General features: G+C 72.2%; 15 protein-coding genes. 10 read left to right on the top strand and 5 right to left on the bottom strand.

What is annotated here, in order from left to right:
- The first annotated feature begins 359 nt into the window (after positions 1 to 359).
- The 6 genes from FHX37_RS21230 (at position 360) to otsB (ending at position 18122) form a co-directional block, all read left to right on the top strand.
- A complete protein-coding gene (locus tag FHX37_RS21230) occupies positions 360 to 1667 on the top strand; it encodes an MFS transporter (protein WP_141926059.1) in 1308 nt (435 codons plus the stop codon).
- Entirely contained in the window at positions 1664 to 5668 is a 4005-nt protein-coding gene (locus FHX37_RS21225; RefSeq protein ID WP_141926058.1) for an SDR family NAD(P)-dependent oxidoreductase, read from the top strand. The genes FHX37_RS21230 and FHX37_RS21225 overlap by 4 nt, the downstream gene beginning before the upstream one ends.
- A complete protein-coding gene (locus tag FHX37_RS21220) occupies positions 5665 to 14955 on the top strand; it encodes a non-ribosomal peptide synthetase/type I polyketide synthase (RefSeq protein ID WP_141926057.1) in 9291 nt (3096 codons plus the stop codon). Before FHX37_RS21225 ends, FHX37_RS21220 begins: the two co-directional genes overlap by 4 nt.
- Positions 14952 to 16442: a condensation domain-containing protein gene (locus tag FHX37_RS21215; RefSeq protein WP_141926056.1), complete on the top strand. Its 1491-nt coding sequence runs from the start codon at positions 14952 to 14954 to the stop codon at positions 16440 to 16442. Before FHX37_RS21220 ends, FHX37_RS21215 begins: the two co-directional genes overlap by 4 nt.
- Positions 16439 to 17173 carry a thioesterase II family protein gene (locus tag FHX37_RS21210; protein WP_170181671.1) on the top strand — a complete coding sequence of 245 codons (735 nt, stop codon included), beginning with the start codon at positions 16439 to 16441 and terminating at the stop codon, positions 17171 to 17173. The genes FHX37_RS21215 and FHX37_RS21210 overlap by 4 nt, the downstream gene beginning before the upstream one ends.
- Positions 17174 to 17267: 94 nt before the next feature.
- On the top strand, positions 17268 to 18122 hold the full coding sequence (gene otsB, locus FHX37_RS21205; protein ID WP_141926054.1) for a trehalose-phosphatase: 855 nt from the start codon (positions 17268 to 17270) through the stop codon (positions 18120 to 18122).
- On the opposite strand, the gene FHX37_RS21200 is transcribed toward otsB, so the two are convergent.
- The 3 genes from FHX37_RS21200 to FHX37_RS21190 form a co-directional block, all read right to left on the bottom strand.
- Positions 18090 to 18539, bottom strand: a complete 450-nt coding sequence (locus FHX37_RS21200) for a DUF3592 domain-containing protein (RefSeq protein WP_141926053.1) — start codon at positions 18537 to 18539, stop codon at positions 18090 to 18092. The two genes, otsB and FHX37_RS21200, sit on opposite strands and share 33 nt — an antisense overlap.
- An 86-nt stretch (positions 18540 to 18625) precedes the next feature.
- On the bottom strand, positions 18626 to 19303 hold the full coding sequence (locus tag FHX37_RS21195; protein WP_246062485.1) for a GNAT family N-acetyltransferase: 678 nt from the start codon (positions 19301 to 19303) through the stop codon (positions 18626 to 18628).
- A gap of 396 nt (positions 19304 to 19699) precedes the next feature.
- Positions 19700 to 20551, bottom strand: coding sequence for an alpha/beta fold hydrolase (locus FHX37_RS21190; protein WP_211351998.1), 852 nt, complete (start codon positions 20549 to 20551; stop codon positions 19700 to 19702).
- Positions 20552 to 20632: 81 nt separating this feature from the next.
- On the opposite strand from FHX37_RS21190, the gene FHX37_RS21185 reads away from it, so the two are divergent.
- Entirely contained in the window at positions 20633 to 21214 is a 582-nt protein-coding gene (locus FHX37_RS21185) for a TetR/AcrR family transcriptional regulator (RefSeq protein ID WP_141926052.1), read from the top strand.
- Between the two features lie 100 nt (positions 21215 to 21314).
- On the opposite strand, the gene FHX37_RS21180 is transcribed toward FHX37_RS21185, so the two are convergent.
- Positions 21315 to 21950 (bottom strand): LysE family translocator, encoded by a 636-nt coding sequence (locus FHX37_RS21180; protein WP_141926051.1) that lies wholly within the window; start codon positions 21948 to 21950, stop codon positions 21315 to 21317.
- A 522-nt stretch (positions 21951 to 22472) separates the two neighbouring features.
- On the opposite strand from FHX37_RS21180, the gene FHX37_RS21175 reads away from it, so the two are divergent.
- Positions 22473 to 22652 carry a hypothetical protein gene (locus FHX37_RS21175; RefSeq protein WP_141926050.1) on the top strand — a complete coding sequence of 60 codons (180 nt, stop codon included), beginning with the start codon at positions 22473 to 22475 and terminating at the stop codon, positions 22650 to 22652.
- Positions 22653 to 22797: 145 nt separating this feature from the next.
- Complete coding sequence (locus FHX37_RS21170; protein ID WP_141926049.1) at positions 22798 to 23145, top strand: VOC family protein; 348 nt, start codon at positions 22798 to 22800, stop codon at positions 23143 to 23145.
- Positions 23146 to 24265: 1120 nt separating this feature from the next.
- Here the strand turns inward: FHX37_RS21170 and FHX37_RS21165 are convergent.
- Positions 24266 to 25570, bottom strand: a complete 1305-nt coding sequence (locus FHX37_RS21165; RefSeq protein WP_141926048.1) for a helix-turn-helix domain-containing protein — start codon at positions 25568 to 25570, stop codon at positions 24266 to 24268.
- 230 nt (positions 25571 to 25800) lie between these two features.
- Here FHX37_RS21165 and FHX37_RS21160 point away from each other — a divergent pair, with 230 nt between their 5' ends.
- Entirely contained in the window at positions 25801 to 26196 is a 396-nt protein-coding gene (locus FHX37_RS21160) for a glycine-rich domain-containing protein (RefSeq protein WP_246062484.1), read from the top strand.
- Positions 26197 to 26318: the final 122 nt, after the last annotated feature.

Genomic DNA, 26318 nt, shown 5'->3' with positions numbered 1-26318 from the left:
CCGTCCGGTACCGGCCCCGGTCCCGCGCCGCCGGAAAGGCCGCATCCGGGAGTTCCGGAACGGGACGGCGGGAAAGGGAGCACCGCGACACGGAAAAAGGGCCGGAATGTAACACGGTCCGGCAATCCCCCTTTTCTTGGTGTGACGTGGATCACTCTGGCGTACACATATTGATCGGACAATTCTTCCGCGAGTAGGGTGCGTCCGGACGTTCGAGCACGAAAGGGAACGGTTGTACGGGCGTTCCCGAATACCGACGCACCGCACTTCTGAAATCCCGGAAAAATTCATATCCGAACGCCCTGCGCAGCCGACACCCGTCCGCGCAGCGGGCGCTACCGTCACCAGGAAGGTCGGGCATGCCCCCCACACCCGCGTTCCGGCACTTCGTCTGGCTCACGGCGGGCTACTCGGTCTCGTCCTTCGGGACGTACCTCAACATGGTCGCGCTGGGCCTGTTCGTCTACCAGTTGACCGGACGCGCGCTGGACACCGGACTCTTCCTGGCCATCCGCCTCCTCACCAGCCTCGTGACGGCGCCCGCCATCGGGGGGTTGGCCAACCGGGTCAACCGCAGGGTCGCGATGGTCGGTGCCGACACGGTCCAGGGTTCCGCCCTCGTCGCGTTCGTGCTCGCGCCGTCCCCCTGGCAGGAGATCCTGGCCTACGCCCTCGCGGTGCTGCTCGGCGCCGGCGCCTCGGTCTCCAACGTCCTCCTGCGCAGCAGCGTTCCCGCCCTCGTGGGGGCGGAGCAGCGCGTGCGCGCCAACGGGTACCTCGTCACCGGACGCTCCACCGCGATGACGCTGGGGTTCGCCTCGGCCGGAGCCATCGTGGCCTTCGTCGGTTACGAGGTGGCCTTCCTCGTGGACGCGGCCACCTTCCTCGTCTCGGCCGTGATCCTGGCCGCCGTCCCGCTGCGGTTCCCCAGGCCGGGGGAGTCCGCCCCGGAGGGGGACGGGCAGCCCGCCCAGCCGGACCGCACCGGGTTCTGGCGCGCGCAGCGGGCGGCCGTGCGCACGGTCGCGGCCGTTCCCGTACTGGCGTTCATGCTGGTGGTGCGGGGCATGGACGCGTTCGGTTCCGCGTCGCACAACATCGGCATCCCGATCTTCGCCTCCCTGGAGTACCCCGAGAACCCCGCCTGGTTCGTCAGCGGGTTCTGGACCGCCTGGGCGGTCGGGAGCCTCAGCGCCTACCGCCTGTTCGGCCGGACGATCGCGGCGGGCGGCGACACCAGCGGGGAGCGCGGCTTCGTCCTGGGCACCGGCCTGATGTCGGTGTTCTTCATCCTCGCCTTCACGGGACTGCCGCTGTACGCCCTCGTCGCCGTCGCCGCCTGCGCCGGCCTCGCGGACGGCTACACGGAGATCGCCTACAACTCGCGGCTCCAGACCGTCCCGGAGCGGGAGCGCGGGACCGTGTTCGGCGTCTCCCACCTGCTGGAGACCGGCGGACTGGGTGTCGGGATGCTCATCAGCTCCGCGCTGCTGGAGCTCTGGGCGCCACTGCCCGTCGTCGGGGCGGCGCACGGCCTCGCGATCGCCTCCGCGCTCGTTTTCCTTATCGCGTTCCCGCTCACCAGAGAAAGGAAGGAGAAAACCCGGAAACGTGACGGGGAATCCGCGTCCGATTCTTCCGCGAAGGAACAAGGAGAAACGGGATGACGGGTCACGACGCTCCTCGCAGGGCGGACCTGGAAAAGAAAATCCTCACCGTCGACACTGTCACGGAATGCGTGGCGCTGACCCGGCCCGACGACCGGAACGGTCTGCTGACCGTCTATGTCGTCCCCGCTCCCAACGCCGACCTCCTCCGTCTCAGGAGGCGCGTGAGCGCCGCGCTGATCGGTGCCGGTTCCACAGCCGTCGTCCCCCTCCGGAGGATTCCCCGGTCGGGTGACGGCTCCCCGGACACCGAGGCACTGCTCGCCCTGCCGGTACTCACCCCCGCCCGGATCCGGGACTACGAGGAGGAGCTGACCGCGGCCCTCCCCGCGGCGGCGCCACGGGTCGAACTGCGACCGGTTCCGGAGGAGCCGCGGCGCTTCCTGCCCCACGACCGCGACGCTCCCCCAGAAACGGCAGCGGAGGGACGCCACGGCACCAGCGACCCCGGCCCCCTGCCGGCCGCGGAGCTGGACGGGGGAGAGCTGCGGCTAGAGGACGGCGACCCCCGCACCGTCACCGAGGCGCTGCTCTCCGCCCCACGGCGAAGTCCCGAAGCGGGCGTGCGCGTGGTCACCGCCGAACGCGACAGCCACACCCGTCCGCGGACCCTCCTCGACCGGGCCCGGCGCGTCCTGGGCGGCCTCCGGGAGCGCGGCCTCGGCCCGGGGTCCCGTGCCGTGCTGCAGAGCGACGACCTGGAGGAGTACTTCCCCGCGCTGTGGGCCTGCCTGCTCGGCGGCATCCAGTGCGCCACCGTCGCCTCTCCCCCGTCGTACGGGCCGGACGCCCCCGCGTTGGAGGGACTGCTCGACGTCCACCAGCAGCTCGGTTCCCCGCCCGTCATCACCAGCTCCGCCGGGGCCGCGGCGCTCTCCGGCGCCCTCGCCACCCAACCGCGGGGCGCGGAGGTGGACGTGGCACCGGTCCCGGAGCTGGAGCGCTCCGAGCCGAGCGACGCGGTCCACCGGGCGGAGCCCGGCGAGGTCGCCGTTCTGCAACTGTCGTCCGGAAGCACCGGACGACCGAAGATCATCCCGATCACCCACCGGGCGATCGTCCACATGGCCGTCACCGCCCGGAGCCACAACCGGATATCGGCTGGGGACGTCACCTTCAACTGGCTGCCGATGGACCACGTGGTCCCGGTGGTGATGTTCCACCTGCGCGACACCGTCCTGGGCTGCGCCGGCGTCCACGCGCCCACCGACCACGTGGCCCAGGACCCGCTGCGATGGCTCGACATCATGGAGCGGTACCGGGTCAACCACTCCTGGTCGCCGAACTTCGGGTACAAGATGCTGACCGACGCCCTGGACGCGGCGCCGGAGCGCCATTGGGACCTGTCCTCGGTGCGGACCCTGCTCAACGGCGGGGAGCAGTGCACCATGCCGGTGGTCCGCGCCGTCCTCGAACGGACCGCCCGGTTCGGGATACACCCCGGGAACATGGTGTTCGCCTGGGGCATGGCCGAGACCGCGACCGGCGTCGTCTACAAGTTCGTCTCCGAACGGGCGAGCTCGGTCACGGTGGAGCCGGCGTCGCTGGACGGCGCCGTCCGGACCGTGCCGGAGACCGCGGGCGACGACGGCGTCGAGTTCGCCACCATGGGGCCGCCGGTGCCGGGAGTGCGGATACGGGTCGTCGGGGACGACGGACGTGTCCTGCCGGAGCGCACGGTCGGACGGGTCCGCATCAGGGCGGACCGGGTCACGCCGGGCTACCTCGACGCTCCGGAGACCAACGCCGCGGCGTTTTCCGGGGACGGCTGGTTCGACACCGGCGACCTCGCCTTCGCCGTCGACGGCGAACTCGTCGTCACGGGCCGCGCGAAGGAACAGATCGTCATCAACGGCGCGAACTACTACTGCCACGACATCGAGGACGCCTGCGGCGGGGTGGAGGGGGTGAGCAACGGGTTCGTGGCCGCCTGCAGCCTGCCCGACGACGCCACGGGAAGCGCGTCCCTCGGGGTCTTCTACGTGCCCGACACCTCCTCCCCGCTCGACGCGTCCGAGGTCCGATCCCGGTTGCGGGCCGTCGTGGCGGAGCGGTTCCGGCTAGCGGCCGCCCGCCTCGTTCCGCTGCACCGGTCCGAGTTCCCGCGCACGTCGAGCGGGAAGATCCAGCGCTCCGAGCTGGTGCGCCGGACCCGCGAGGGCGAGTTCGACTCCTCCCTCCCCGGCACCGACCCGACGTTCCCGGAGTGCGCCTACCGCCCCGAGTGGGTGCCCGTGGAGCCGGTACCGGATCCGCTCCCCTCCGGCCCCCGGATCGTCGTCGCGGACGGCCACGGACTGGCGGACCACCTCACGCCCGACAGCACGACGGTGACGGTGCGGGCGGGCGAGTCCTTCGCCGAGACCCCCGAGGGCTACGTGGTGGACCCGGCCTCCCCCTCGGACTGGGACCGGTTGCGGAACGACCTACACACCTCCGGGTTCCGGTGGGGAACGCTGCTCTACCTCCCCAGCTACCTCCCCGCGCCGGCGCCGCACTGCGGGGACGCCGAGCTGGACCGCGCCATGAACAGGTGCGGGGAGCTGCTCCTCACCACCGTCCGGGAGCTGCTTCCCCTCGCCTCCGGGGAGGGGGCGCGGGTCGTGACGGCCAGCCGGCAGCTGCGCCCCGTCACCGGTAAGGAGGGGGTGTGCTATCCGGCGGCCCAGACGGCGGCGGTGTCCTCCCTGCTCACCGCGGAGACGCCGGGGGTGGAGACCCGCCACGTCGACCTCCCGGGCGGCACGGCCGCCGACGACGCCGCGGCGTTCGAGTCGGCGCTGGGGCACCGTTCCGGGGACGGTGGCGAGACGGTCTGGCGGGACGGCCGCCCCCACGTGCTCTCCCTGCGTCCCGGGGTGGAGGACGCTCCCGCCCGCGACGCGTTGCGGCGCGGCGGGTGGTACCTGGTCACCGGCGGCGCCGGAGGCATCGGTTCGGTACTACTGGAGGACCTCGCCCAGCGCTACCGGACGCGGTTCCTGGTCGTCAGCCGCAACGTAGCCGAGGGCGAGCGCGGGGCCGTGCGCCACCGCGCCGCCGACGTGTGCGACCCGGAGGAGCTGCGGCGGGTCGTCGCCGAGACGGAACGGAAGTGGGGCGGATCCCCGGCGGGCGCCGTGCACCTGGCCGAGAGCGGGTACCGGTTCCGCCTGTTGGCCGAGGAGACCGGCGAGTCGTGGCGGGAGGCGCTCCGGGCGAAGACCCGGGGCACCCGCAACGTGGCCGCGCTGCTGCGGGAACGCCCCGGGAGCCACCTCGTCGTCTTCTCCTCGCTGCTGGGGTTCAGCCCCTCCGTGGGGTTCGGCGGCTACGCCGCCGCCAGCGCCGCCGCCGACGCCCTCTGCGCGCACCTCGCGGCGCACACCGACCTGTCGGTGCACAGTGTCCTCTGGGGCGCCTGGCAGGACGTGGGCGTCAACCAGGGCAATCCCTACGAGAGCGCGATCCGGCAGCGGGGGCTGCTGAGCCTCTCCCCGCAGCAGGGGGCGCTCCTGACCAGGCTCGTGCTCCGCCAGGACGCGGGGACCCACCTCGTCGGGCTCAACGGCGCCGCTCCCCCCGTACGGAGGCTGGTCCAGGGCACCGAGCACCTGCCGCTGGAACGGGCGGTGGTACTCGCCGACCCGGACGCGTTCCCCGACGGGCCGCCCGCCGTCACGGACGCCGTCGGGGCACACCACCCGCCGGTGCTCGTCCGGCAGCGGGACGGGGACGGCCACGGCGGACAGCCGTCCGGGACGGCCCCGGCCGACCCGGAGACCCTCCGCCGGGTCGAGGAGGTCTTCCGGGGGCTCCTGGCCACCGACCCGGACACCGAACGCGGATTCCACGAACTGGGACTGGGGTCGCTGCAGATCCTGCAGGCCCACGCCCGGCTGGAGTCGGCACTGGACATGCCCATTCCCCAGACCGCCCTGTTCGAGCACCCCACGGTCACCGCCCTGGCGGGTTATCTGTCCGGCCTCCGACACTCCTCCCCCGCGCAAGGAGAGGTATGAGCACGGAAGCAGACCAGCGCCTCCCGCTGGCCGTCATCGGCATGGCGGCACGGTTCCCCGGAGCCGGGGACACCACCGAGTACTGGCACAACGTGCGTGCGGGAACCGACAGTGCCGCCGCGCGCGGGACAACGGCGCGCACCCCGACCGACCACGTGGACGCCGGCGGGAGACTGGACGGCATCGACCTGTTCGACGCCGGGTTCTTCGGGATGACGCCCCGGGAGGCCCGGCTGACCGACCCCCAGCACCGCCTGTTCCTGGAGACCTCCTACCACGCGCTGGAGGACGCCGGATACACCAGCGAGCCGCCGGGGACCCGGATCGGCGTGTTCGCGGGCAGCGGCATGAACCTCTACCCCCAGCGGTCCTACCTCCTCACCCAACTCCACGGCGCCGGCGACGACCCGGTCACCGGCGTGCAGACGGCCATCGGCAACCAGCCCGACTTCCTCAGCAGCCGGGTGGCGTTCCGCCTGGGACTGACCGGTCCCGCCGTCTCCGTGCAGACCGCGTGCTCCACCTCCCTGGTCGCCCTGCACACGGCGGCGCAGGCGCTGCGGAACGGCGACGCGGGGATGGCCCTGGTGGGAGCGGCGGCCGTCCACGTGCCCCAGGACGCCGGCTACCGGTACACGGAGGGGTCCATCCTGTCCGCGAGCGGGGTGTGCCGGCCGTTCAGCGCGGACGCCGACGGGACGGTGGGCGGAAGCGGCGTCGCCGCGGTGGTGGTCAAGCCGCTGGAGGCCGCGCGCGCCGACGGCGCCCCCGTCCACGCCATCGTCCTGGGAACGGCGGTCAACAACGACGGCGCCGCCAAGGTCGGCTACACCGCCCCCAGCGTCGCCGGCCAGGCGGCGGTGGTGCGCTCCGCGTTGGACCGCGCCGGCGTCCACCCGGACACGGTCGGCTACGTCGAGGCGCACGGCACGGGGACCGCGCTCGGCGACCCGATCGAGGTGCAGGGGCTGGCCCGGGCGTTCGGTTCGGGAGACGACCGCGCCGCTCCCTGCGAGCTGGGGTCGGTGAAGGCCAACATCGGCCACCTGGACAGCTGCGCCGGAATGGCGGGCCTGGTCAAGGCCGTCCTGGTGCTGAAGCACGGCGTCGTTCCCGGACAGATCAACGTCAACGGGATCAACCCCGAACTGCGGCTGGCCGAGACCCCGTTCCGGATCAGCGAGTCAACCCACCCGTGGCCGGAGTCGTCCCGGCCGCGCCGGGCCGGGGTGTGCTCCCTGGGGGTGGGCGGCACCAACGCCCACGTGGTGCTGGAGGAGCCGCCCGCCCCGGAACCGGAACCGGAGTGGGACGGGCCCGGGGTCCTGCCGCTGTCGGCGCACACCCCGGAGGCGCTCACCGAGCGCGCGGAACAGTACCGGGACCGGCTGCGCGGGGGTGGCGCCCCCGGCGGGCTGCTCCTGTCCGCTGCCGGGGCCTCCCGGCCGATGCACCACCGGATCGCGGCCACGGGGAGTTCCGCCTCCGAGCTCGCCGACGCCCTGGACGGGTTCGTCACGGCGCGGCCGGACACCACCGCCGCCCTCCCCGGCGGGGTGGTGTCCTCGACCGGGGACGGTGCCGCCAACGAACGGTTCGTCTTCCTCTACCCCGGGCAGGGGAACCACGCCCCGGGCATGGCCCGGACCCTCTACCACCGCTACCCGGCGTTCCGGGCGGTGGTGGACGAGTGCGACTCCCACCACGCGCGGACGTGGGACGAGAGCCTTACCTCGGCGCTGGTGGGGGGCGAGGGACCGGAGGCGTGGACCACCGACCTGCTGCAGCCCGCCCTGTTCACCTACCAGGCGGCGCTGACGACGCTGTGGCGGGAGCTGGGGGTGGACCCCGCGCACGTGGTCGGCCACAGCGCCGGGGAGTACGCCGCGCTGTGGGCCGCCGGGGCGTTCTCCCTGGAGGAGGGGCTCCACCTGGCCGCCGTGCGCGGCCGGCTCATGCGGGAGGCCGCCGAGGAAGGGGCGCTGCTCGCGGTCCTCGCCGGTCACGGGGAGGTCGGCGACACGCTGGCCGACCACCCGGAGGTGGAGGTGGCCGTGGTCAACGGCGCCTCGCACTGTGTGGTGGGCGGCCCCCGCGCCGCTGTCGCCGCCGCCGGGGACGCACTGGACCGGCAGGGGGTGGCCACCCGGTGGTTGGAGGCCGACCGCGCGTTCCACACGGCCTCGATGGACCCGCTGCTGGACGCGTTCGAGGAGCACGCCCACGGGGTGCGCCTCGCCCCGCTGGACAGGCCGTTCTCCCGCAACACGGACGGGGCCCGGGTGGAGGCGGGGGGCACGCTCGGGGTGGACTACCTGCGCCGGCAGATCCGCGAGACGGCCCGGTTCGACCTCGCCCTGGGCGACGCCGCCGCGGGCGGGGGCACGTTCCTGGAGGTCGGCCCGGGGGCGACCCTGACGGGTATCGGACGCCGGGAACACCCCGAGCTGGAGTTCGTCGCCTCGCACACCCCCGCGGTCTCGGCGGACCAGGACATCGGGGAGGCTCTCGCCCGGCTCCACGCGGGCGGCGCCGCCGTGCGGTGGCACCGCCTGGCGCCCGCGGGGGCGGTGCGGGAGCGGCCGCCCGCCTACCCGTTCCAGCGCGGGTCCTACTGGCCCGAACCGGCACAACCGGACCGGACCGACGACCGCGGGGACACCCGCGGCTCCCCCGCACCGCACACCACCGGACCGCCCGCCTCAGGGATGGATATGACGACATATCACGAACCGGAAGCAGAGGACCCCCTGTTCACAAACGTGGTGGAGACGGTGCGGGAGCGCGCCGCCCACCATTTCGGGATGGAGGCGGACCAGCTCGGTACGGGCGACGCCTTCGTGGAGCTCGGCGCCGACTCGCTGGGCATGGTCAACATGCTGCGCGACATCGAGCAGAGGTTCGCGGTCCGCGTCCCGATGCGCGAGCTGTTCGAGACCGCCGACACCGCGCACCGGCTCGCCGGGGCGGTCGTCGAGCGCCTCACCCCCGAGCAGGCGGAGAGGATCACGGCCTCCAGCGGCGGTGGCGCGGATCCCGCTCGGGATGCTCCCGCCGGCGGGACCGCACCCGCCGACACCCCGGCGGAGGCGGGCACGGCCGCCGCGGGCGCCGCACCGGAGACCGCGCCACCCGACCGGGGCGCGCCCCCGGATCCTGCCGTACCCGCGCCTCCCACCACCGGGACGCCCGCGGGCGGGGACACCGCGGAGGGGATCGTCAACCGGCAGCTGGGGATCATCGAACAGCTCTCCGGCGTGATGTCCGAACAGCTCGCCCTGCTCCGGTCCGGCGGAACCGGCCGGAACCCGGGACACACCGCCGACTCTCCCGGCACCGTGCCGTCCCCGGCCCCCGCGGAGGGCACGGGCGGTGACCCGGCGTCCGCGACCGGCGCGGGGCCGGGTCCGGGAACCGGGGCCTCGCGGGGCGCGGGCTCCGACGCGGCAGCGGAGGCTCCCAGCGCGCACGGCCCCCGCGTCTCCGTCCCGCGCGACTCGGGGATGGTGACCGGGGAGTCCGCACCGGAGCAGCAGAACCACCTGCGGAACCTGGTCCGCGACTACGAGTCCTCCACCCGCACCTCCAAGGACCTCGCGCAGCGGTACCGCTCCGCGCTGGCGGACAGCCGCTCGGTCGTGGGTTTCCGCGGCGCGACGAAGGAGATGCTCTACCCGCTCGCGGCCGACAGGGCGTCCGGCGCCCACCTCGACGACGTGGACGGGAACCGCTACGTCGACATCACCATGGGTTTCGGCATCCTCCTGTTCGGCCACGAACCGGAGTTCGTGACCGAGGCGGTGCAGCGCCACCTGTCCCGGGGGCTGCGGCTCGGCGCGCGCAACGAGGAGACCGGTGAGGCGGCCGAGCTCCTGACCCGCCTCACCGGAACGGAACGGGCAGCGTTCGCCACCTCCGGGACGGAGGCGAACTCCGCCGCCATCCGGCTGGCCCGGGCGGCGACCGGCCGCGACACGGTGGTGATGTTCTCCGGCTCCTACCACGGCCACATCGACAGCGTGCTGGCGCACAGCGCGCCGGACGGCGGGGGGCTGCGCACCTTCCCCGTGTCCACCGGCATCCCGGACAACGCGGTGCGCGACGTGGTCGTGCTGGAGTACGGGGCCGAAGAGAGCCTCGCCACCATCGACCAGCTGGGGTCGGACGTCGCTGCCGTCCTGGTCGAGCCGGTGCAGAGCCGCCGCCCGGACCGCCAGCCCGCGGAGTTCCTGCGGCGGCTGCGCGAGGTGACCCGGCGGCACGGCAGCGTGCTCCTCTTCGACGAGATGCTCACCGGGTTCCGCCCCCACCCGCGCGGCGCGCGGGGCCACTTCGGGGTGGAACCGGACCTGGCGACCTACGGGAAGGTCATCGGCGGCGGGTTCCCGATCGGCGCCATCGCCGGCCCCGCCGCCATCATGGACGGTGTCGACGGCGGGTTCTGGCGCTACGGGGACGCCAGCCACCCGCAGGCGGACACCACGTTCTTCGGCGGCACCTACGCCCAGCACCCGCTGGCCATGTCGGCCGCCCGGGCCGTGCTCGGCCACCTGGAGCAGCACAGCCCCGGGTTGCAGGACCGGCTCAACGACCGCACCCGCCACCTCGCCGACACGCTGAACGCGTTCTTCGCCGAGGAGGAGTTCCCGGTCCACGTCGCGCGCTTCGGGTCGCAGTTCCGGTTCGAGTACCGGGGGAACATGGAGCTGTTCTTCCACCACCTCCTCCTCAACGGCGTGCACGTGTGGGAGTGGCGGAACTTCTTCCTCTCCACCGCGCACACCGACGAGGACGTCGCCTTCGTCATCGACGCGGTGAAGGAGTCGCTGCGGGGGATGCGCCGCGGCGGGCTCCTGCCCGCCGGCAGCGGCACGACCGCACCGGCGGCGAAAACGGCCGCGGCACCCGCCCCCTCCCCCGGACCGGCAGCGGAGGGCGGACCCGCGGAGGAGCCGTCCCGCCCCCCGGTACCGGAGGTCGAACCGCGACGGACGGACGTCCCCGACTTCAGCATCTACTTCTTCGGCGACTACCCGGAGGACGTCTCCCGCGAGGACGCCTACCGGATGATCCAGGAGTGCGCCCGGTTCGGCGACGAGAACGGTTTCCACGCGGTCTGGCTCCCGGAGCGGCACTTCCACTCGTTCGGGGGGATATTCCCGAACCCGTCCGTCCTGGCGGCCGCGCTGGCGTCCCAGACCAGCCGGATACGGCTGAACTCGGGCAGTGTCGTGCTCCCGCTGCACAACCCCATCCGGGTGGCGGAGGAGTGGTCGCTGGTCGACAACCTGTCGAACGGGCGCGTCGGGCGGCTCGGCTGCGCCAGCGGCTGGCACGCCAACGACTTCGTGTTCTTCCCGGAACGGTACGGGCGCCACAAGGCCGCGATGTACGAGGGGATCGACACCGTCCGGCGGCTGTGGCGGGGCGGGAGCGTTCCCGGCCGGTCCGGGAGCGGCGACCGCGTCGAGGTGGGGCTGTACCCCAAACCGGTCCAGCGCGACCTGCCCATGTCGGCGGCGGTCGTCGGCAACCCGGACAGTTACCGGATGGCGGCCGAGCACGACCTCGGCGTCGTCACCAACCTCATGGCGCAGTCGGTCGAGCAGCTCGCCGAGAACATCGAGCTGTACCGGACCACCCGGGCCGAGAACGGCCTCGACCCCGGCGCCGGCCGGGTCACCGTGCTCGTCCACACCTACCTCGGCGACGACGCGGAGCAGGCCCGCGCCGCCGCCCGCGAGCCGTTCTGCCGGTACCTGCGGTCCTCCCTGTCGCTGTTCGGCCAGATGACCAACAGCCTCGGCCTCTCCATCGACCTGGAGAACACGCCGGAGGAGGACGTGGAGTTCATGCTCGGGATGGCGTTCGACCGCTACTGCGAGAGCCGCGCCCTCATCGGGACTCCGGACAGCTGCGCCCCGGTCGTGGAGGCGCTGCTGGACGCCGGGGCGGACGAGATCGCCGCCTTCCTCGACTTCGGCCTTCCCGGGGAGGAGGTCCTGGCGGGTCTGCCCGCTCTCGACGCCCTGCGGAGGCGCTACCAGGACCGGGAGGACCGGCCCGCCACCGGTCCGGCGCGGCCGGCGGCCGCCTCCCGCACGGCGGTCACCGACACCGCCCCGCTGTCCTTCGCCCAGCAGCGGATCTGGTTCCTGGAGCGGATGCTTCCCGGCCGTTCCACCTACAAGGAGGTCAAGGCGATCGACCTCGACGGCCCGTTGGACACGAACGCGCTGCGGGCCGCGGTCCAGCACATGGCCGACCGGCACCCGGCGCTGCGCACGGTCTTCCACGACACCGGCGGGGAGCCCCGGCAGGTCGTGCTGGGCCGCGTCGCGGTTCCCTGCCCCGTCGTTGAGCGCGCCGGCGACAGTGTCGAGTCCGCGCTGCGGGAGGTGACCGCCGAGGAGGGGAACCACCCCTTCGACCTGGAGAACGGCCCCCTCATCCGGGCGCGGCTGCTGCGGTTCTCCGACACCCACCACGTGCTGGTGCTGGCGATGCACCACATCGTCATCGACAGTCTCTCCGCGCTCGTGCTGACCAGGGAGCTGTCCGAGACCTACCGGGCCAGTGCCGAGGGCCGCGCCCCCGACCTGCCGGAACTGACGACGACCTACACCCGCCACGCCCGGGAGCAGCGCGCGGCGGTGGACGGCGGCTCCGCCGAGGAGAGCCTGCGCTACTGGACGAACCAGCTCGCGGGTCCGCTGCCGGAACTGCGGCTGCCGTTCGACCGGCCGCGCCCGCAGGTACCGGTCTCCCCCGGCGGTTCCCTGTTCCACCTGCTGCCGCGGGACCTGTCGGAACGGCTGCGGGAGTTCTCCCGCGGGCAGCGGGCGACACTGTTCACGACCCTCCTCGCCGGGCTGGGGGAGGTGCTCCACAGGTTCAGCGGTCAGGACGACATCCTGGTGGGCACTCCCGTCGCCGGAAGACCGGAGGGCACGGGGGACCTCGTGGGGTTCTTCGCCAACACCCTCGCGCTGCGGCTCGACCTCGCCGGCGACCCCACGTTCGCCGACCTGGTCACCCGGACACGCACCACCCTGCTGGACGCCCAGGACCACGAGGACGCGCCCTTCGAGGAGGTCGTGCGGCGCGTCGCACCGGAACGCGATCCCGGCCGCACCCCGGTCTTCCAGGTCATGGTGGAGTTCGAGAACGAACCGGTCTTCGAGTTCGACCTGCCGGGCGTGGAGGCGCGGCTGCTGAACGCCGGGGTGGAGAAGGCACCGTTCGACCTCACCCTCTACCTGGAGAACCGCCCCGAGGGCGTCCAGTGCCACCTGGAGTACAACACGGACGTGTTCGACCCCGCCACGGCCCGGCGCCTCCTCGACTACCTCCACACCACCCTCGATGCCGCCGTCGCCGAACCGGAGGCACCCCTCTCCGCCACCGGCGGGCTGACCGAGGGCGACCGGCGGTTCCTGCTGGAGCACCAGGCGCGGCCCGCCCCGCCGCCGGAGGAGTGCCTGCACCAGCGCGTCGAGCGTCAGGTCGCCGCCACCCCCGACGCCACCGCCGTGCTCAGCGGCGACGAGACGTGGACCTACCGGGAGCTCAACGCCGCCGCGAACCAGCTCGCCCACCGGCTGCGCGCGGCGGGGGTCCGCCCCGACGACAGTGTCGGTGTGCTCGTGTCCCGGTCCCCCCGCCTCGTGGTGGCGCTGCTGGCCGTCGCCAAGGCCGGCGGGGCCTACCTGCCCCTCGACGCGCTCCTCGGCGGGGAGCGCCTCGCGTTCATGCTCGACGACAGCGGCGCCGGGGTGCTCGTGACCGACCAGGCCGGGGAGGCGCCGATGCGGATACCCGACGGTGTCACGGTGCTCGACATCCCCGAGGCCGCCACCGTCCCGGACGGTGCCGACGACTCCGACCCCGACTGCGTCACCACCCCCGACAACCTGCTGTACTGCCTGTACACGTCCGGGTCGACGGGACGCCCCAAGGGCATCGCGATGCCCCACCGCTGCCTGGTGGCGCTCACGGACTGGTACGCCGCGAACCGGACGCCGATGCGGACCCTGCAGTTCGCGTCCTGCGGGTTCGACGTCGCCAGCCAGGAGATCTTCACCGCCCTCACCACCGGCGGGAGCCTGGTGCTGGTCAGCGAGGAGCAGCGCTTCGACCCGCGGGCGCTGGCGGCCGTGGTCCGCGACCAGCGCGTGGAACGCGTCATCGTGCCGTTCACCCCGCTGCGGCACCTCCTGGAGGCGCTGTCGGCGGAGGGGCCGGCACCGCACCTGCGTGAGGTGGTGAACACCGCGGAACGCCTCACCATCACGTCCCCGGTCCGGCGGTTCCTCACCGAGAACCCCGACTGCGCCCTGTTCAACGAGTACGGCCCCACCGAGACGCACGTGGTCGCCGCCCACCGCGTCACCGACCTCGACGATCCGGTCCCGCCCGTGGGCGGCCCGGTCGCGGACACGACCCTGCGCCTCCTGGACCCCGGTGGCAGACCGGTGCCGGTCGGCGCGGTCGGCGAGATCCACGTCTCCGGTTCCGGGGTGGCGCGCGGTTACGTCGGCCGGCCCGAGGAGACGGGACGCGCGTTCGGGACCGACCCCTTCTCCTCCGAACCGCGGCGGCGTATGTACCGCACCGGCGACCTGGGCCGGTGGCGCGGCGACGGGACGCTGGAGTACCTGGGACGGGAGGACGACCAGACCAAGATCCGCGGCTGGCGGGTGGAGCCGGGGGAGGTGGAGCACGCCCTCAACGGCACCGACCCGGTGCGGCAGGCGGTGGTGCTGGTGCAGGACGGCGGCGCCGAACCGTACCTCGCCGCCTACGTCACGCTGACCGACGACGCCGGGGACGGCGGCACCCCGGCGGTCCGGGCCGAGCTGGCGGCGGAGCTCCACCGGACGCTGCCCCACTACATGGTCCCCACCGCCTGGGTCTTCCTGCCGTCCCTGCCGATGGGCGTCAACGGCAAGGTGGACCGCGCGGCCCTTCCCCCAGCGGCCCCGGAGCGGCAGGACCCCCCGGCTCCCCTCAGCGACGCCGCTGAGCGGGTCCGGCGGGTGTGGGAGTCCCACCTCGGTGTCTCCGGTGTCCATCCGGACACCTCGTTCTTCGAGCTCGGCGGGCACTCGCTGCAGGCCGTGGCCCTGCTCAACCGGATCCGGGACGAACTGGGCGGGGAGGTGTCCCTGACCGAGTTCTTCCGGGCGCCCACCGTCCGCGGCATGGCGGAACGCCTCGAGCAGGCCGACCCGGGAACCGCCGCCGCGCCGACCGCACCGGGCAACCGAGTAGAGGGGACCGTGTGAACGTTCACGAGCTTGTCCTGCACCTGCGCGAGGAGGACATCCAACTGTCCAACCGGGACGGGAGCCTCGCGTTCGACGCGCCGGAGGGGGCGCTCACCGACACCGTGCTCGCGGAGCTGCGCCGCCACAAGCCGCGGCTGCTGGCCGAACTGCCCCCGGGCGCTCCCCCGTTGGCGGCGAGCGGCCCGGCGGCGTGGATGCAGCGCTACCTCGCGGACCGCCACTCCCGCACCAACACCCCGGAGACCTGGAACGTCGCCTACCGGCTGGACATCTCGGGGCCGCTCGACACCTCCCGGCTGGACCGCGCCCTGCGCGCGCTCGCGGACCGCCACCAGGGGCTGCGCACCCGCTTCCGGGAGTACGCGGGCCGGCTCGTCCAGGAGGTGCTGCCGGAGTTCCCGCCCCGCCCGGACACGGTGGACCTGCGGCCCGGCGCCGACCGGTCCCGCGCGCCGGAGGAGGAGGTCGCCCGGTGGTGCGGCGACGCCGCCCGCGCCCCCTTCGACCCGGCCCGCGGGCCGCTGTTCCGCGCGCCGCTCGCCCGCGTCGGCCCGCGGGAGTGGGTGCTGGTGCTGGTCCAGCACCACATGGTCACCGACGCGGTGTCCGTCGGCGTCCTGCTCCGTGAGCTGGAGGCGCTGTACACCGCGGAACCCGGGGACGCGGGTCCGCTCCCGCCCCTCACCACCCGGCTCGTGGACCACGCCCGGTGGCAGAACCAGCTCCTCGAGGGACCGCACGGGCGGCGGCTGGAACACTACTGGCGCGAGGAGCTCGCCGGAGCCGCCCTCGACACGCCGCTGCCGGGTGACCGCCCCCGCCCCGACCAGCTGTCCGGGGCGGGGGCGGTGTGCCCGATGCCGCTCGACCGCGCGCTCACCGACCGGCTGGAGGAGTGCGCCCGGTCGTCGGGGGTGACCGTGTACACGGTCCTGCTGACGGTGTTCGCGCGGCTGCTGACCCTGCTGACCGGGCGGGACGAGGCCGTCGTCATCGGGAACTTCGCCAACCGGGAGCGCCGGGAGTTCGAACCGCTGGTGGGGATGCTCATGACGGCGCTGCCGCTCCGTGTCCGGTTCGACCCCGCGAGCACGGTGCAGGACGCGGTGCGCGCCACGGGGCGGACGGTGCTGGGCGCCGTCGAGCACCAGGCGCTCCCGCTGCCGCTGCTGCGGGAGTGGCTGCGGCTGCACGAGTACCCCGGCGGGGAACGCTTCCCGCAGACCTGGTTCGTGCTGAACCCGCCGGAGCCCCGCTCCCTGGACCTGGGCGGCCCCGACGCCACGGTCACGGAGGTGACCACCTCGGGTGCCCGGTCCGACCTGGGAGCTACCGCCTCCCCGGAGGACGGCCTCCGGTTCTTCTGGGAGCTTTCCACCGACTTCCTCACCACCGGGACCGTCCGGGAGTGGACCCGGCGGTACCGGTCCCTGCTGGCGGACCTCCTCGACACCCCTTCCCTCACCGTGGCGGAGTGGCGATGACCAGCGCGTGGCTGCGTCCGGACAACAACGCGAGCGACGCCCCGTTCCAGCTCGTGTGCTTCCCCTACGCGGGTTCCCTGTCCCCGCCGTTCGCCGACTGGGGGCCGGCGCTCGCCCCGGCGGTGGAGCTGCTGTCGGTGCGGCTTCCGGGGCGGGGCGCGCGCTGGTCGGAACCGCCGCCCGCGTCGGTCCCGGCGGTCGCGGAGGCCCTGCTGGACCCGCTCCTCGAACAGCTGCGCGGCCCGTTCGCGTTCTTCGGGCACAGCATGGGGGCGCTGCTCGCCTTCGAGCTGGCCCACCGGGTCTCGGAGCTCGGCGCCGTCCCCAGCCGCCTGTTCGCCTCCAGCTACCGGGCACCGCACCTGCCGGGGACACGGGAACAGTTCCACCTGGCACCGGACGACCGCCTCATGGAGCACCTCGACACGCTCTCCGACGGGGAGCTCTCCGGGCACCGGGACGTGCTGGCTCCCGTCCTCGCCGTGCTCCGCAACGACCTGAGGCTGTGCGAGACCTACCGCCCCGCCGAGCGGAAGGCGCTGGCGGCACCGGTCACCGCCCTCCGGGGGCGTCGCGACCCGTTGTTCACCGCGGCGGAGGTGCGGCGGTGGAGCGAGACCACCACCGGGCCGTTCCGGTTCCTCCAGTTTCCCGGCGGCCACTTCTACCCGCGGCAGCGGGAAGGGGAGCTGCTGGAGCACCTCCGCGCGGAGTGCGTTCCGGAACAGTGAGGGGCGAAGCGCTCCCGGCGCCGCCGTTGCCGCTAGCGTGGAACCGCGACCGATTCCACGCCCGCCCGCCCGCCCCGACCCGAGGAGTTACGCTGTGGCGCTGCCCCGCCCCCGCACGCGCGCGGGCGCCGACGGGCTCGACCGGCTGACCGCCGCTCCCGGAACGGCCCTGCTCGCGTTCGACTTCGACGGCACGTTGGCGCCGATCGTGGCGGACCCGAGTGACGCGCGCGCCCACCCCGGGGCGGTGTCCGAGCTGGCACGGCTGTCCCCGCGGGTGGGGCGGGTGGCCGTCGTCACCGGGCGCCCCGCCCGAACGGCGGTGGACTACGGCGGACTCGCCGGGATCGGCGGGGTCACCGTGCTGGGCCAGTACGGGCGGGAGCGTTGGGACGGCGGCGCCGTCACCACCCCCGCGCCGCCGCCCGGGGTGGAGCGGGTCCGTCGGGAACTGCCCGGGCTGCTGGAGCGGGTGGGTGCTCCGGAGGGCACCAGCGTGGAGGACAAGGGGCAGGCTCTGGCGGTGCACACCCGCAACGCGGCCGGCCCCCAGGCGGCGCTGGCTCTGGTGCGGCCGTCGTTGGAGGAGCTGGCGCAGCGCCACGGTCTGGTGGTGGAGCCGGGCCGGTTGGTACTCGAGCTGCGCCCGCCCGGCATGGACAAGGGGGCGGCGTTGCAGCCCCTCGTCCGCGAGTGGGGCGCCACCAGCGTGCTGTACGCCGGGGACGACCTGGCCGACCTCGCCGCTTTCGACGCGGTCGAGCACCTGCGCGGCCAGGGGGTCGCGGGTGTCACGGTGTGCAGCGCCTCGGAGGAGGTGGCGGCCCTGGCCGAACGCGCCGACCTCGTGGTCGGAGGCCCGGCCGGTGTCGCCGGGCTGCTGGCCGAGCTCCGGGCGGCGCTGCCGGAGGCGCCGTCAGGGGGTGAGGGTGGCGGCGACCAGGAGTAGGCCGATGACGAGGAACAACCCGCCCAGCAACAGGAACAGCAGCGCGCTGATGACCTGCGACTTGGCCTCCACGATCTCCGACTCCCGCGGGTTGGCGGGGTTGTAGGCCACGGTGACGTGCTGGCCCTCGCGCAGCATGTTGTGGGAGAACGCGAACCGTTGCGCGGCGCTGACCTCCTCTCCCTCCGCCGTGCGGAACCGGTAGCGGGAGCTGGACCTGGCGCTGACGCTCGTCGGCCCGTCCGTGTCCACGGTCAGCGACCAGTTCCGCCCGCCCACGCGGCCCGGGACGCGGAGGCCGTTCCTGCGCAGCCACACCAGCCGCCGCAGGTACCACCCGCCGAAGCCCGCGAATCCGGCGCCGAAGGCCGTCATGACGAGCCATCCGAACAGTTCCTTGGTCGTCTCACCGTCCACGGGGGCTCCCGTCGCTCGTCCGGCACGGTCTTGCCATGGGACGAAGCGTACCGACGCCCGGTTCCCCTCCGGGATACGGCCCCTTGTTACGAGAGCTCCAGTGAGAAGGGGACCCACTGCCTGCCGTCCACGTCGGTCAGCGGCTCGTGGCCGGTCCAGCCCAACCGTTCGTAGAACCGCTGGGTCTTCTCCTTGTCGCGGGCGGTGTAGAGCTGCAGGCGCCCGGTTCCGTGCGTCCGGGCGATCTCCACGAAGCTGCGTACGAGTGTCGCGCCGATCCCCGCCCCCCGGTACTGGGTGTCCACGGCGATGTGGTTGAGCATCCCGGTGCGCACGGACGTCTCGGTGGGGGCGGGGTCGGGTGACGGTGCCGCACCGGCGTGGCGGAGTTGGCGCAGGTAGCGCTGCGCGCGGGTGCGTACGAAGTGCGCGGTCAGTGCCGGCCGTGCCAGAAGCGAGGACACGCCGATCATGGTGAGGTTCCACCGTTCCAGCTGGAGTACGTGGCGGCGGTGCGCCGACTCGTCGGTGCATCCCACGAGGTATCCGGCCGTCTCACCACCGACGTCGGCGACCAGTGCGACGGCGGCGGGGCTGGTGAGGAACGTGCGGTAGTAGCGGCTGAGGAAGCGCTCCCCCAGTTCCACGAAGAAACCGGTGGGGAGCTGTGTCTTGTGCATCGCGACCGCCGTGGGCAGGTCGGTGAGTTCCATGACGCGCACCAGCAACGGTTCCGCTTCCGTCGCCGGCGCGGCGGAGTTCACGCACCCGGATCTGGGGCACGGTACATGGTCCTGCGTTTCCCCGCAGATGGCGCATGACATATCGGTCCCATACGAGGTCGGCAGTGTGTCATCACTTTGCCACTTTTTTCCGTCTTCTTGTGCCGAACGTTGCCTTGCGGCGGCGCCGCGTTCGTTGATTCGGCACCGACACGCGGCGTGGCACTACTAACCCACACGCGAAGGAGTATGCACGTTCGTTACGAAAAACCCATCAAAACGGGCAAACAGCCCAGAAGTGGCGTGTCGTAGCGATTCCCGACGTGACGGGGCTACTACCCGCATGAACCGCCGGGCAACGGCACGGACGACCACAGCCGGAACCGCACCTGCCGCACCAGCGACGCACGGGATGGCGCGGCGGGCACCCGGAGCGGCCTACGGTCGCCCCTCGTCCCCGGACGCCAGGAAGTCGAGGACCTCACCGCGGACCCGCGCCGGCTGGTCCTCCATGAGGAAGTGGCCGCCGTCGTCGACCACGGCCAGCTCCGAGCCGGGAATGTCCGCGGCGAGCCGCCTGGCGTAGGCGAGGGGCTGCCAGGTGTCCTGGGCTCCCCACAGCAGGCGCACCGGCATGGTCAACCGCGCCAGCGCGGGCGCGACCCGCTGTGTGGGGCTGGAGTCGTAGTGCCGGACCTGGTGTTCGAAGAACGAGATCCGCCCCAGCGCCGACCGGTGCGGCGCGAGGTAGGCCTCCAGCACCTCACCGCTCATACGGTCGGGGTCCGCCACGGTCATCCGCAGTTGACCGGTCAGCATCTCCTCGAAGTCACGCGCCGGCATGGCGGCGTAGCCAGGGAGGTGGTCGCGGATGATCGTCCGCCAGGTCTGCGAGGGCCAGGAGTCGTAGCTGACCGTGTCGACGAGCATCAGCCGGCGCACGCGCCGAGGGTGGGCGGTGGCCAGGAGCTGGGCGACGGCGCCGCCGATGTCGTGGGCGACCAGGGAGAACCGGTCGATTCCCAGGTGCCGCAGGAGCCCCTCAAGGACCCGGACCTGCCCGACCACCGAGGTGTCGCGGGTCAGCGGCCGTTCCGAGCGGCCGTAGCCCAGCAGGTCGAACAGCACGACCCGGTATCCGGCCCACTCGACCTCGGGAACGATGTCGCGCCAGATGAACGAGTGCGACGGGGTGCCGTGCAGGAACACCACGGGCTCACCGGCGCCGCGGTCGCGGTAGGCCAGTCGCACGCCGTCGAGCACGACCTCACTGTCCAGAAGCTCGGACACGGCACTCCTCCTGTCCACGGGCACGGAACCCGACCGTAGGTATAACGATCGTTCTACCAGAACGACCGTTATACTAGTCCGGTGGCACCTGATCAGCAACCTCAACCATCGGCCCGCGAACGCCTTCTCGCCGCCGCAGGCGAACTGTTCTACGCCCACGGCATCAACGCCACCGGTATCGACGCGGTCGTCGCGCGCGCCGACGTGGCCCTGGCCACGCTGTACAAGCAGTTCGGAGGCAAGGACCGGCTCGTGGCCGCCTACCTCGAGGACCGCGACCGCCGCTGGCGGGCGGACTGGGAGGCCGCCATCGCCGCCGCTGCCACCCCGCGGCACCGCGTCGTGGCGCTCTTCGACGCCCTGGAGCGGTGGTGGGCGGCCGAGGGCGGCTACCGCGGCTGCGCGCAGGTCGACGCCGCTGTCGAGATCACCGACGCCGAGCACCCCGCGCTCGCCGCGATCACCGAACACAAGGCGCACCTGCGGCGGCGCCTCACCGAGCTCACGCGCGCGGCCGGAGCCGCCGAACCGGAACAGGCGGCGGCGGACATCGTGGTGATCTACGAGGGCACGATCACAGCGCTGCTGCTCCGGAGCGTGCCCGACCCCCTAGAGCGGGCGCGCCGCCTGACCGGCGGCGTTCTTCCCACGGACACCCGGTAGCACACGCCGACAGGCCGGCGGGTGGGTCCGACGACCGCAGCCGGACCCGCGGCGACGAGCCCCGCCCGTCAACGGACGCGTGTGACGCGTGGACGGCGGGCTACCGGGCGTCGAGGGCGATACGGGCGGCGAGTCCCCCGAACACGACGGCGGCCGTGCGGTCCAGCCAGCGACGGAACGCGCTGCCCCGCCACAGCAGACGTTCGGACAGGGTCCCGGCCAGCACGCCGACGAAGGCGTCCACGGCCAGGCCGACGGCGAGGAGCACGGCGCCGAGCGTCAGGAGCTGGACGGTGACCGGCCAGCTGCCCGCTCCCGTGGTGAGGAACTGGGGCAGGAACGCCAGGTAGAACAGCACCACCTTGGGGTTGGCCAGGTTGGTCAACGCCGCCATCGCGTAGACCCTGCCCAGCGACTGGTTCCGGGGTTCGGGCGGGTTCTCCTGGTGGGAGCGGCTGGCCCGCCACGTGCTGACCGCGAGGTAGACCAGGAAAAGCGCGCCCACGACCCGCACGGCGTCCAGAGCCGCCGGGGCGGCCTGAATGACCGCGCCGAGACCGAAAGCGACCGCCAGGGTGTGTCCCACCACACCGGTGGACATGCCCGCGGCGGCGACCAGACCGCCCCGCCGGCCGCCCGTGGCCGCGTGGGCGACGATGAACATCATGTCCGGTCCCGGCACGATACTCAGCACGAACGCCGCCGCCGCGAACCCCATCAACAACGCCGTGTCCATAAGCACGGATCCTACACAGCTCTCCGCGGGCAGCGCCCCACGAGGACAGGGGTCCCGCCGGTCGGCGCCAGCACTCGGCCAGACCCGCCCGCTCCCGTGACACGGCCGACCGCGCCCCACCGTGGTGATCAGCTCCCCGCCGCGATTCGGTCACCAGCGGCTTCCCACCTCCCCGTTGCCCAGGACGGTCCCAGGAGCACAGGATGAGGCACCGGGAGGTGCGATGAGACCGTGGCTGACACCGGCGGCCGTCGCGGCGTGCGTGCTGACAGGCACCGCCGCCGGATGCGCCGAGCAGGAACCCGACCCCACCGCTTCCCCAGCGGTGTCCCCAGCGGGCGGCGGTCCGAGCTCTCCTCCCCCGGCGGGTGACGAGCCGGTCTCCCACGAGCCGGGCGCACCCGGCTCCCCACCGGGACCGCAGCGGGACGGGGGCGTGTCGGGCCGGGTCGCCACCACCGACGGGACCCACTGGAGAACTGCGGGATCTCACCCGAGGCGACCTCCCATCCGGCGCCGCCGGTGCCGGAGATCGGCGTGCTCACCGGCGCCGACGGCCGCTACCACTGGCCCCTGCCTCCAGCGACGTACACCCTCACCGCCCACTGCCCCGAGGACGGGAGCGGCGGGGGTACCGGCGAGGTGACCGGCGTCGTCGTCACCGACGGGCGGGAGAGCACCGCCGACATCACCGTCGAGTGAGGCGCCCGACGGGGGTCCGCTCCCTCGGAAGGCCCCGTTCACCGGCTCCGGCACCTGTCGCGGACGCGGGTCGCGGCGGGAACATGTCACAGCCGTCTGCGAGGGTCCGGTGACACGTACTTCCGTCCGCCGAGAGGAGCCACTGGTGTCCGTCCGCCGCGTCGTACCCGACATCGGGTCGCAAGCCATGGAGGAGAGCCGCGACTTCTACGGCCGTCTGGGGCTGGAGGAGGTCATGAACCTGGGCTGGGTCATGACGCTGGCCTCCCCCTCCAACCCGACCGCGCAGGTCATTCTCATGAGCCGCGACGAGACCGCGCCCGTCCGGCCCGACATCAGCATTGAGGTGGAGGACGTCGACGCGGTGTACGCGGCCGTGCTCGACAGCGGAGCGGAGATCGTGCACCCGTTGCAGGACGAGGAGTGGGGTGTGCGCCGGTTCTTCGCCGTCGACCCGAACGGCCGGGTGGTCAACGTCCTGAGCCACCGCTGAACCGAGGCGCTCCCGGGCACCACCAGCAGAGGCGCTGGCCACTGACCTCCATGAACGGCAGTGGCCGCTGCCGTCGCCCCATGGCACGGCGGGCTTGCCGGAGGCCGCGGTGACGCCCCGGCAGCGCTGTGAGCCCCACGCATGTGGAGATGGGGCCGGGTGAGGTCATCTGTGAGCTGTGCTGGCAGCGGGTACACACACGGGCGGGAGTCTGGTCGCGTTCTCAGCCTCGGTGTCCCAACGGGATCGCGCGTGATCGTGTCCGGCAGGGTGTGCGTCGTGAGGACGGATGTGGTCTCCTGTCCTCGCCGCGGTGGTGGATGCCGCGCCGCCTAGCAGTGGTCCGTTTTTGAGGGGTGTGCGTGCTATGTCCGAATATCCAGAAGTTGCACGCACGGGCATGCGCGCGACCTAGAAGACCAGGTCAGAGAGATGCTCCCCGCGCACGCGGGGATGGACCCGCGCTCCGGTGGCACGTGAACCCGGCGGTACGATGCTCCCCGCGCACGCGGGGATGGACCCCGCGGTCATCACCCGAACTATCCGAGGGGCGGATGCTCCCCGCGCACGCGGGGATGACCCCTGGAGAGGCTCTCCATCGGGGGCGGTGATCTGATGCTGCCCATGCATGTGGGAATGGACTCCACTCCGCGGGAAAACAGGGAACGACGCGCCCCGACCGAGCAGACCAACCCGACACGCGATCTACCTGGCACTACGCGACCGCCCGGACATCTGGTTCACCGGAGGGAAGGACCACACCCGTGCGGCACGCTCCGGACCGACAACCGCGGCACCGACAACGAGCAGGTACCGCCCCGACCACACCAACAAAAACGGCGGCCACCCGGGAGCACCCCGGACTGCCGCCGTCGTTTCGCCCGTGATCTGGAACCATGTCAGCAGAAGAGCCGACGAGGGGAATCGAACCCCTAACCTATCGCTTACAAGGCGTGTGGCTCTGAGCGGTGTAGTGTCCTGGGAAACCGCAGGCTCCCGGCGAGTGGGAGCCGGATAAGCGATAGCTGTCCCGAAGTAGCAGGGACCCTACTTAGAGACTGGGTAGGTTCAGGATCTCTCTTTGTTTCCGAGTTCGGATCACGCACCATGCCCCGTGGTCTCAGGCGAGTCGATCCCGGAGGTCACGCACCTGCTGCCCGGGAACACGCTGGGATTCGAGCTCGGCCAGCAGAGTGTTCAGGCGGTTGCGGGTGGTCGAGCGCATCCGCTCGTTCGGCACCGCGTCGAGAACGTCCTCGGCCAGTGCGCAGGCGTCGTCAGTCTCGCGCCGAGCGGCATGGGACCGTGCCAGCACCGTTGTGGCAGCCGCCCATCCCGGCGTGCCCGCACGCTTCAACCCGGCAGATGCCTCCGCGTGAGAAGCGGATGCACCAGGGTCCCCGCTCACCAGGGCCTCGGCCAGGTGTAACTCGAACTCCGCCCTGTCGAACCCGAACCGTCCCGGCTGCTCCTCGGCGGTGTCCATATGCCGCCGCGCGGAGGCGACCGTCCGCGCGAGCCTCTCCGCGTCACCAAGCGCCGCCATTGGACGCAGGCGGCACCACGCATCCACCTGTGCCCGACGCAGCGACGTGTCGGCATAGGTATCCGCCCGGTCAGCCAGGTCCAATGCCTCTTCCGGCCGGTCCTGGCCCACTGTGACCATGGACTGGGCTCCCAGAGCCCACCCGGCCAAGTGTGTATCCCCCACCTCGGTACCGAGCCGGGTAGCGGTGCCGAGGTGGATGAGCGCGCTCGCCGCGTCTCCGGTGTGGTGGGAGAGGTTCCCCAGCAACGCGGACAGCCATCCCAATACACGCCGGGAATCGATGCTCTGCTGTTCCACCAGGAGGGAACGGCACCGGGCAACTTCACCAGCAAGAACACGAGGCGGGTAATCGCTGTAGCGCTGGCTGTAGAAGTCCAGAGCATGTTTCGCGAGGTCATCCGCACCCGCACCGGGACCGTTCAGCGCGACGCTGTCGGCGACGGCTGTGAGTTCGGGATACTCGGCAGGCATGAAAGGCTCCTGTTGCCGCTGCGGTGTGTAGTGACCGTACCACCCCGACACGTGCCTCGGAGCGGGAAAACCGAGGTGATCCGGCGTCGCCCCGTAGACGCGTGCCAGGGCATGGACGTACTCCGGTCCGGGACGGGCATGCCCGTGTTCCCATCGGCACAGCATCGCTGTAGTGATCCCTGGAGGCGCGAGCCCCTCCGACCGATAGACCTCGACAACAGCTTCGACGACGTGGCGGCGCGGCCACCCGTAGGCCAACCGCCATGCTTCCAGAAATGTGATGGGCAAGGTTCGGGTGATCTCGTTGATGATCGCGGACACGGGAGCGCCGATGCGCTGTTGGTCGGCCCGGATACGAGCGGCCTCGCGGGCGATCTGGGCACGGGTGGCTCGGGTAACCGTCACGTCCATCTCCCAAGGAGGGGGTGGGGATCATGAATGTACCCGTGCGGGTTGGTGAGCAATATTGCCGAACGGGTCAATGTGTGCTTGCCACAGCTGCATTGTTTCGCCTGTGGCCGGTGGCTTCTCCTGGAACTACGCCCTGCGGGACCGGCCCGTTGGGAGGAAGGAGAATCAGAACCATGACGGCACACGTGGATGCGCTTACCGCTACCCGTGACCCTCGACAGTTCGTGTCTCCACAGGTGTGGCAACGCGAGATCGCGCTGCTTACCCGAGATCACCCCTGGGACAGTGTGATGGCCGAACGGTGCTTCGGTCAGGCTGTGTCCTACCTGATCACCGCTATGGAAAAGTATGGCCAGCACCTGGGCTTGGGATGTGGTCCGCTCATCGACATCGCCGTTCACGGCTTCATCCTCGACACTGTCAACTACCGCGAGTTCTGTGCTCGGCACTTCAACGGCGGGTTCCTGGAGCACACGCCCGAGATTGAGTTCAAGTACGACGGATCGGTCATGAAGACTGCCCACGTGATCGAGAACAACGGCTTCGCTGTCGACTGGCCACTGTGGGAGCGTGACGGTGCCAAGTGCACCCCGTGCTTCCCGGGAAGCGACTGTCACTGACCCCTTTTCCATCACCTCGGGGACGCACCTGCGGGGTGCGGCCCCGATTTTGTGTGTCTTCCAATTACCACGTACGCGCTGACGCTAGTGTGTGGGCTCCGCCGTCGTCACAAAGGCTTCAC

The organism is Haloactinospora alba, from assembly GCF_006717075.1.
GTDB lineage: Bacteria > Actinomycetota > Actinomycetes > Streptosporangiales > Streptosporangiaceae > Haloactinospora > Haloactinospora alba.
The sequence above is the reverse complement of the archived record's forward strand: the minus strand, read 5'-3'. Positions and strand labels throughout refer to the sequence as shown.

What these genes read in the sequence shown, in the direction of transcription:
- FHX37_RS21230 (WP_141926059.1), top strand. Translation starts at nt 360, where the DNA reads ATGCCCCCCACACCCGCGTTCCGGCACTTCGTCTGGCTCACGGCGGGC.
- FHX37_RS21225 (WP_141926058.1), top strand. Translation starts at nt 1,664, where the DNA reads ATGACGGGTCACGACGCTCCTCGCAGGGCGGACCTGGAAAAGAAAATC.
- FHX37_RS21220 (WP_141926057.1), top strand. Translation starts at nt 5,665, where the DNA reads ATGAGCACGGAAGCAGACCAGCGCCTCCCGCTGGCCGTCATCGGCATG.
- FHX37_RS21210 (WP_170181671.1), top strand. Translation starts at nt 16,439, where the DNA reads ATGACCAGCGCGTGGCTGCGTCCGGACAACAACGCGAGCGACGCCCCG.
- FHX37_RS21180 (WP_141926051.1), bottom strand. Translation starts at nt 21,950, where the DNA reads ATGGACACGGCGTTGTTGATGGGGTTCGCGGCGGCGGCGTTCGTGCTG.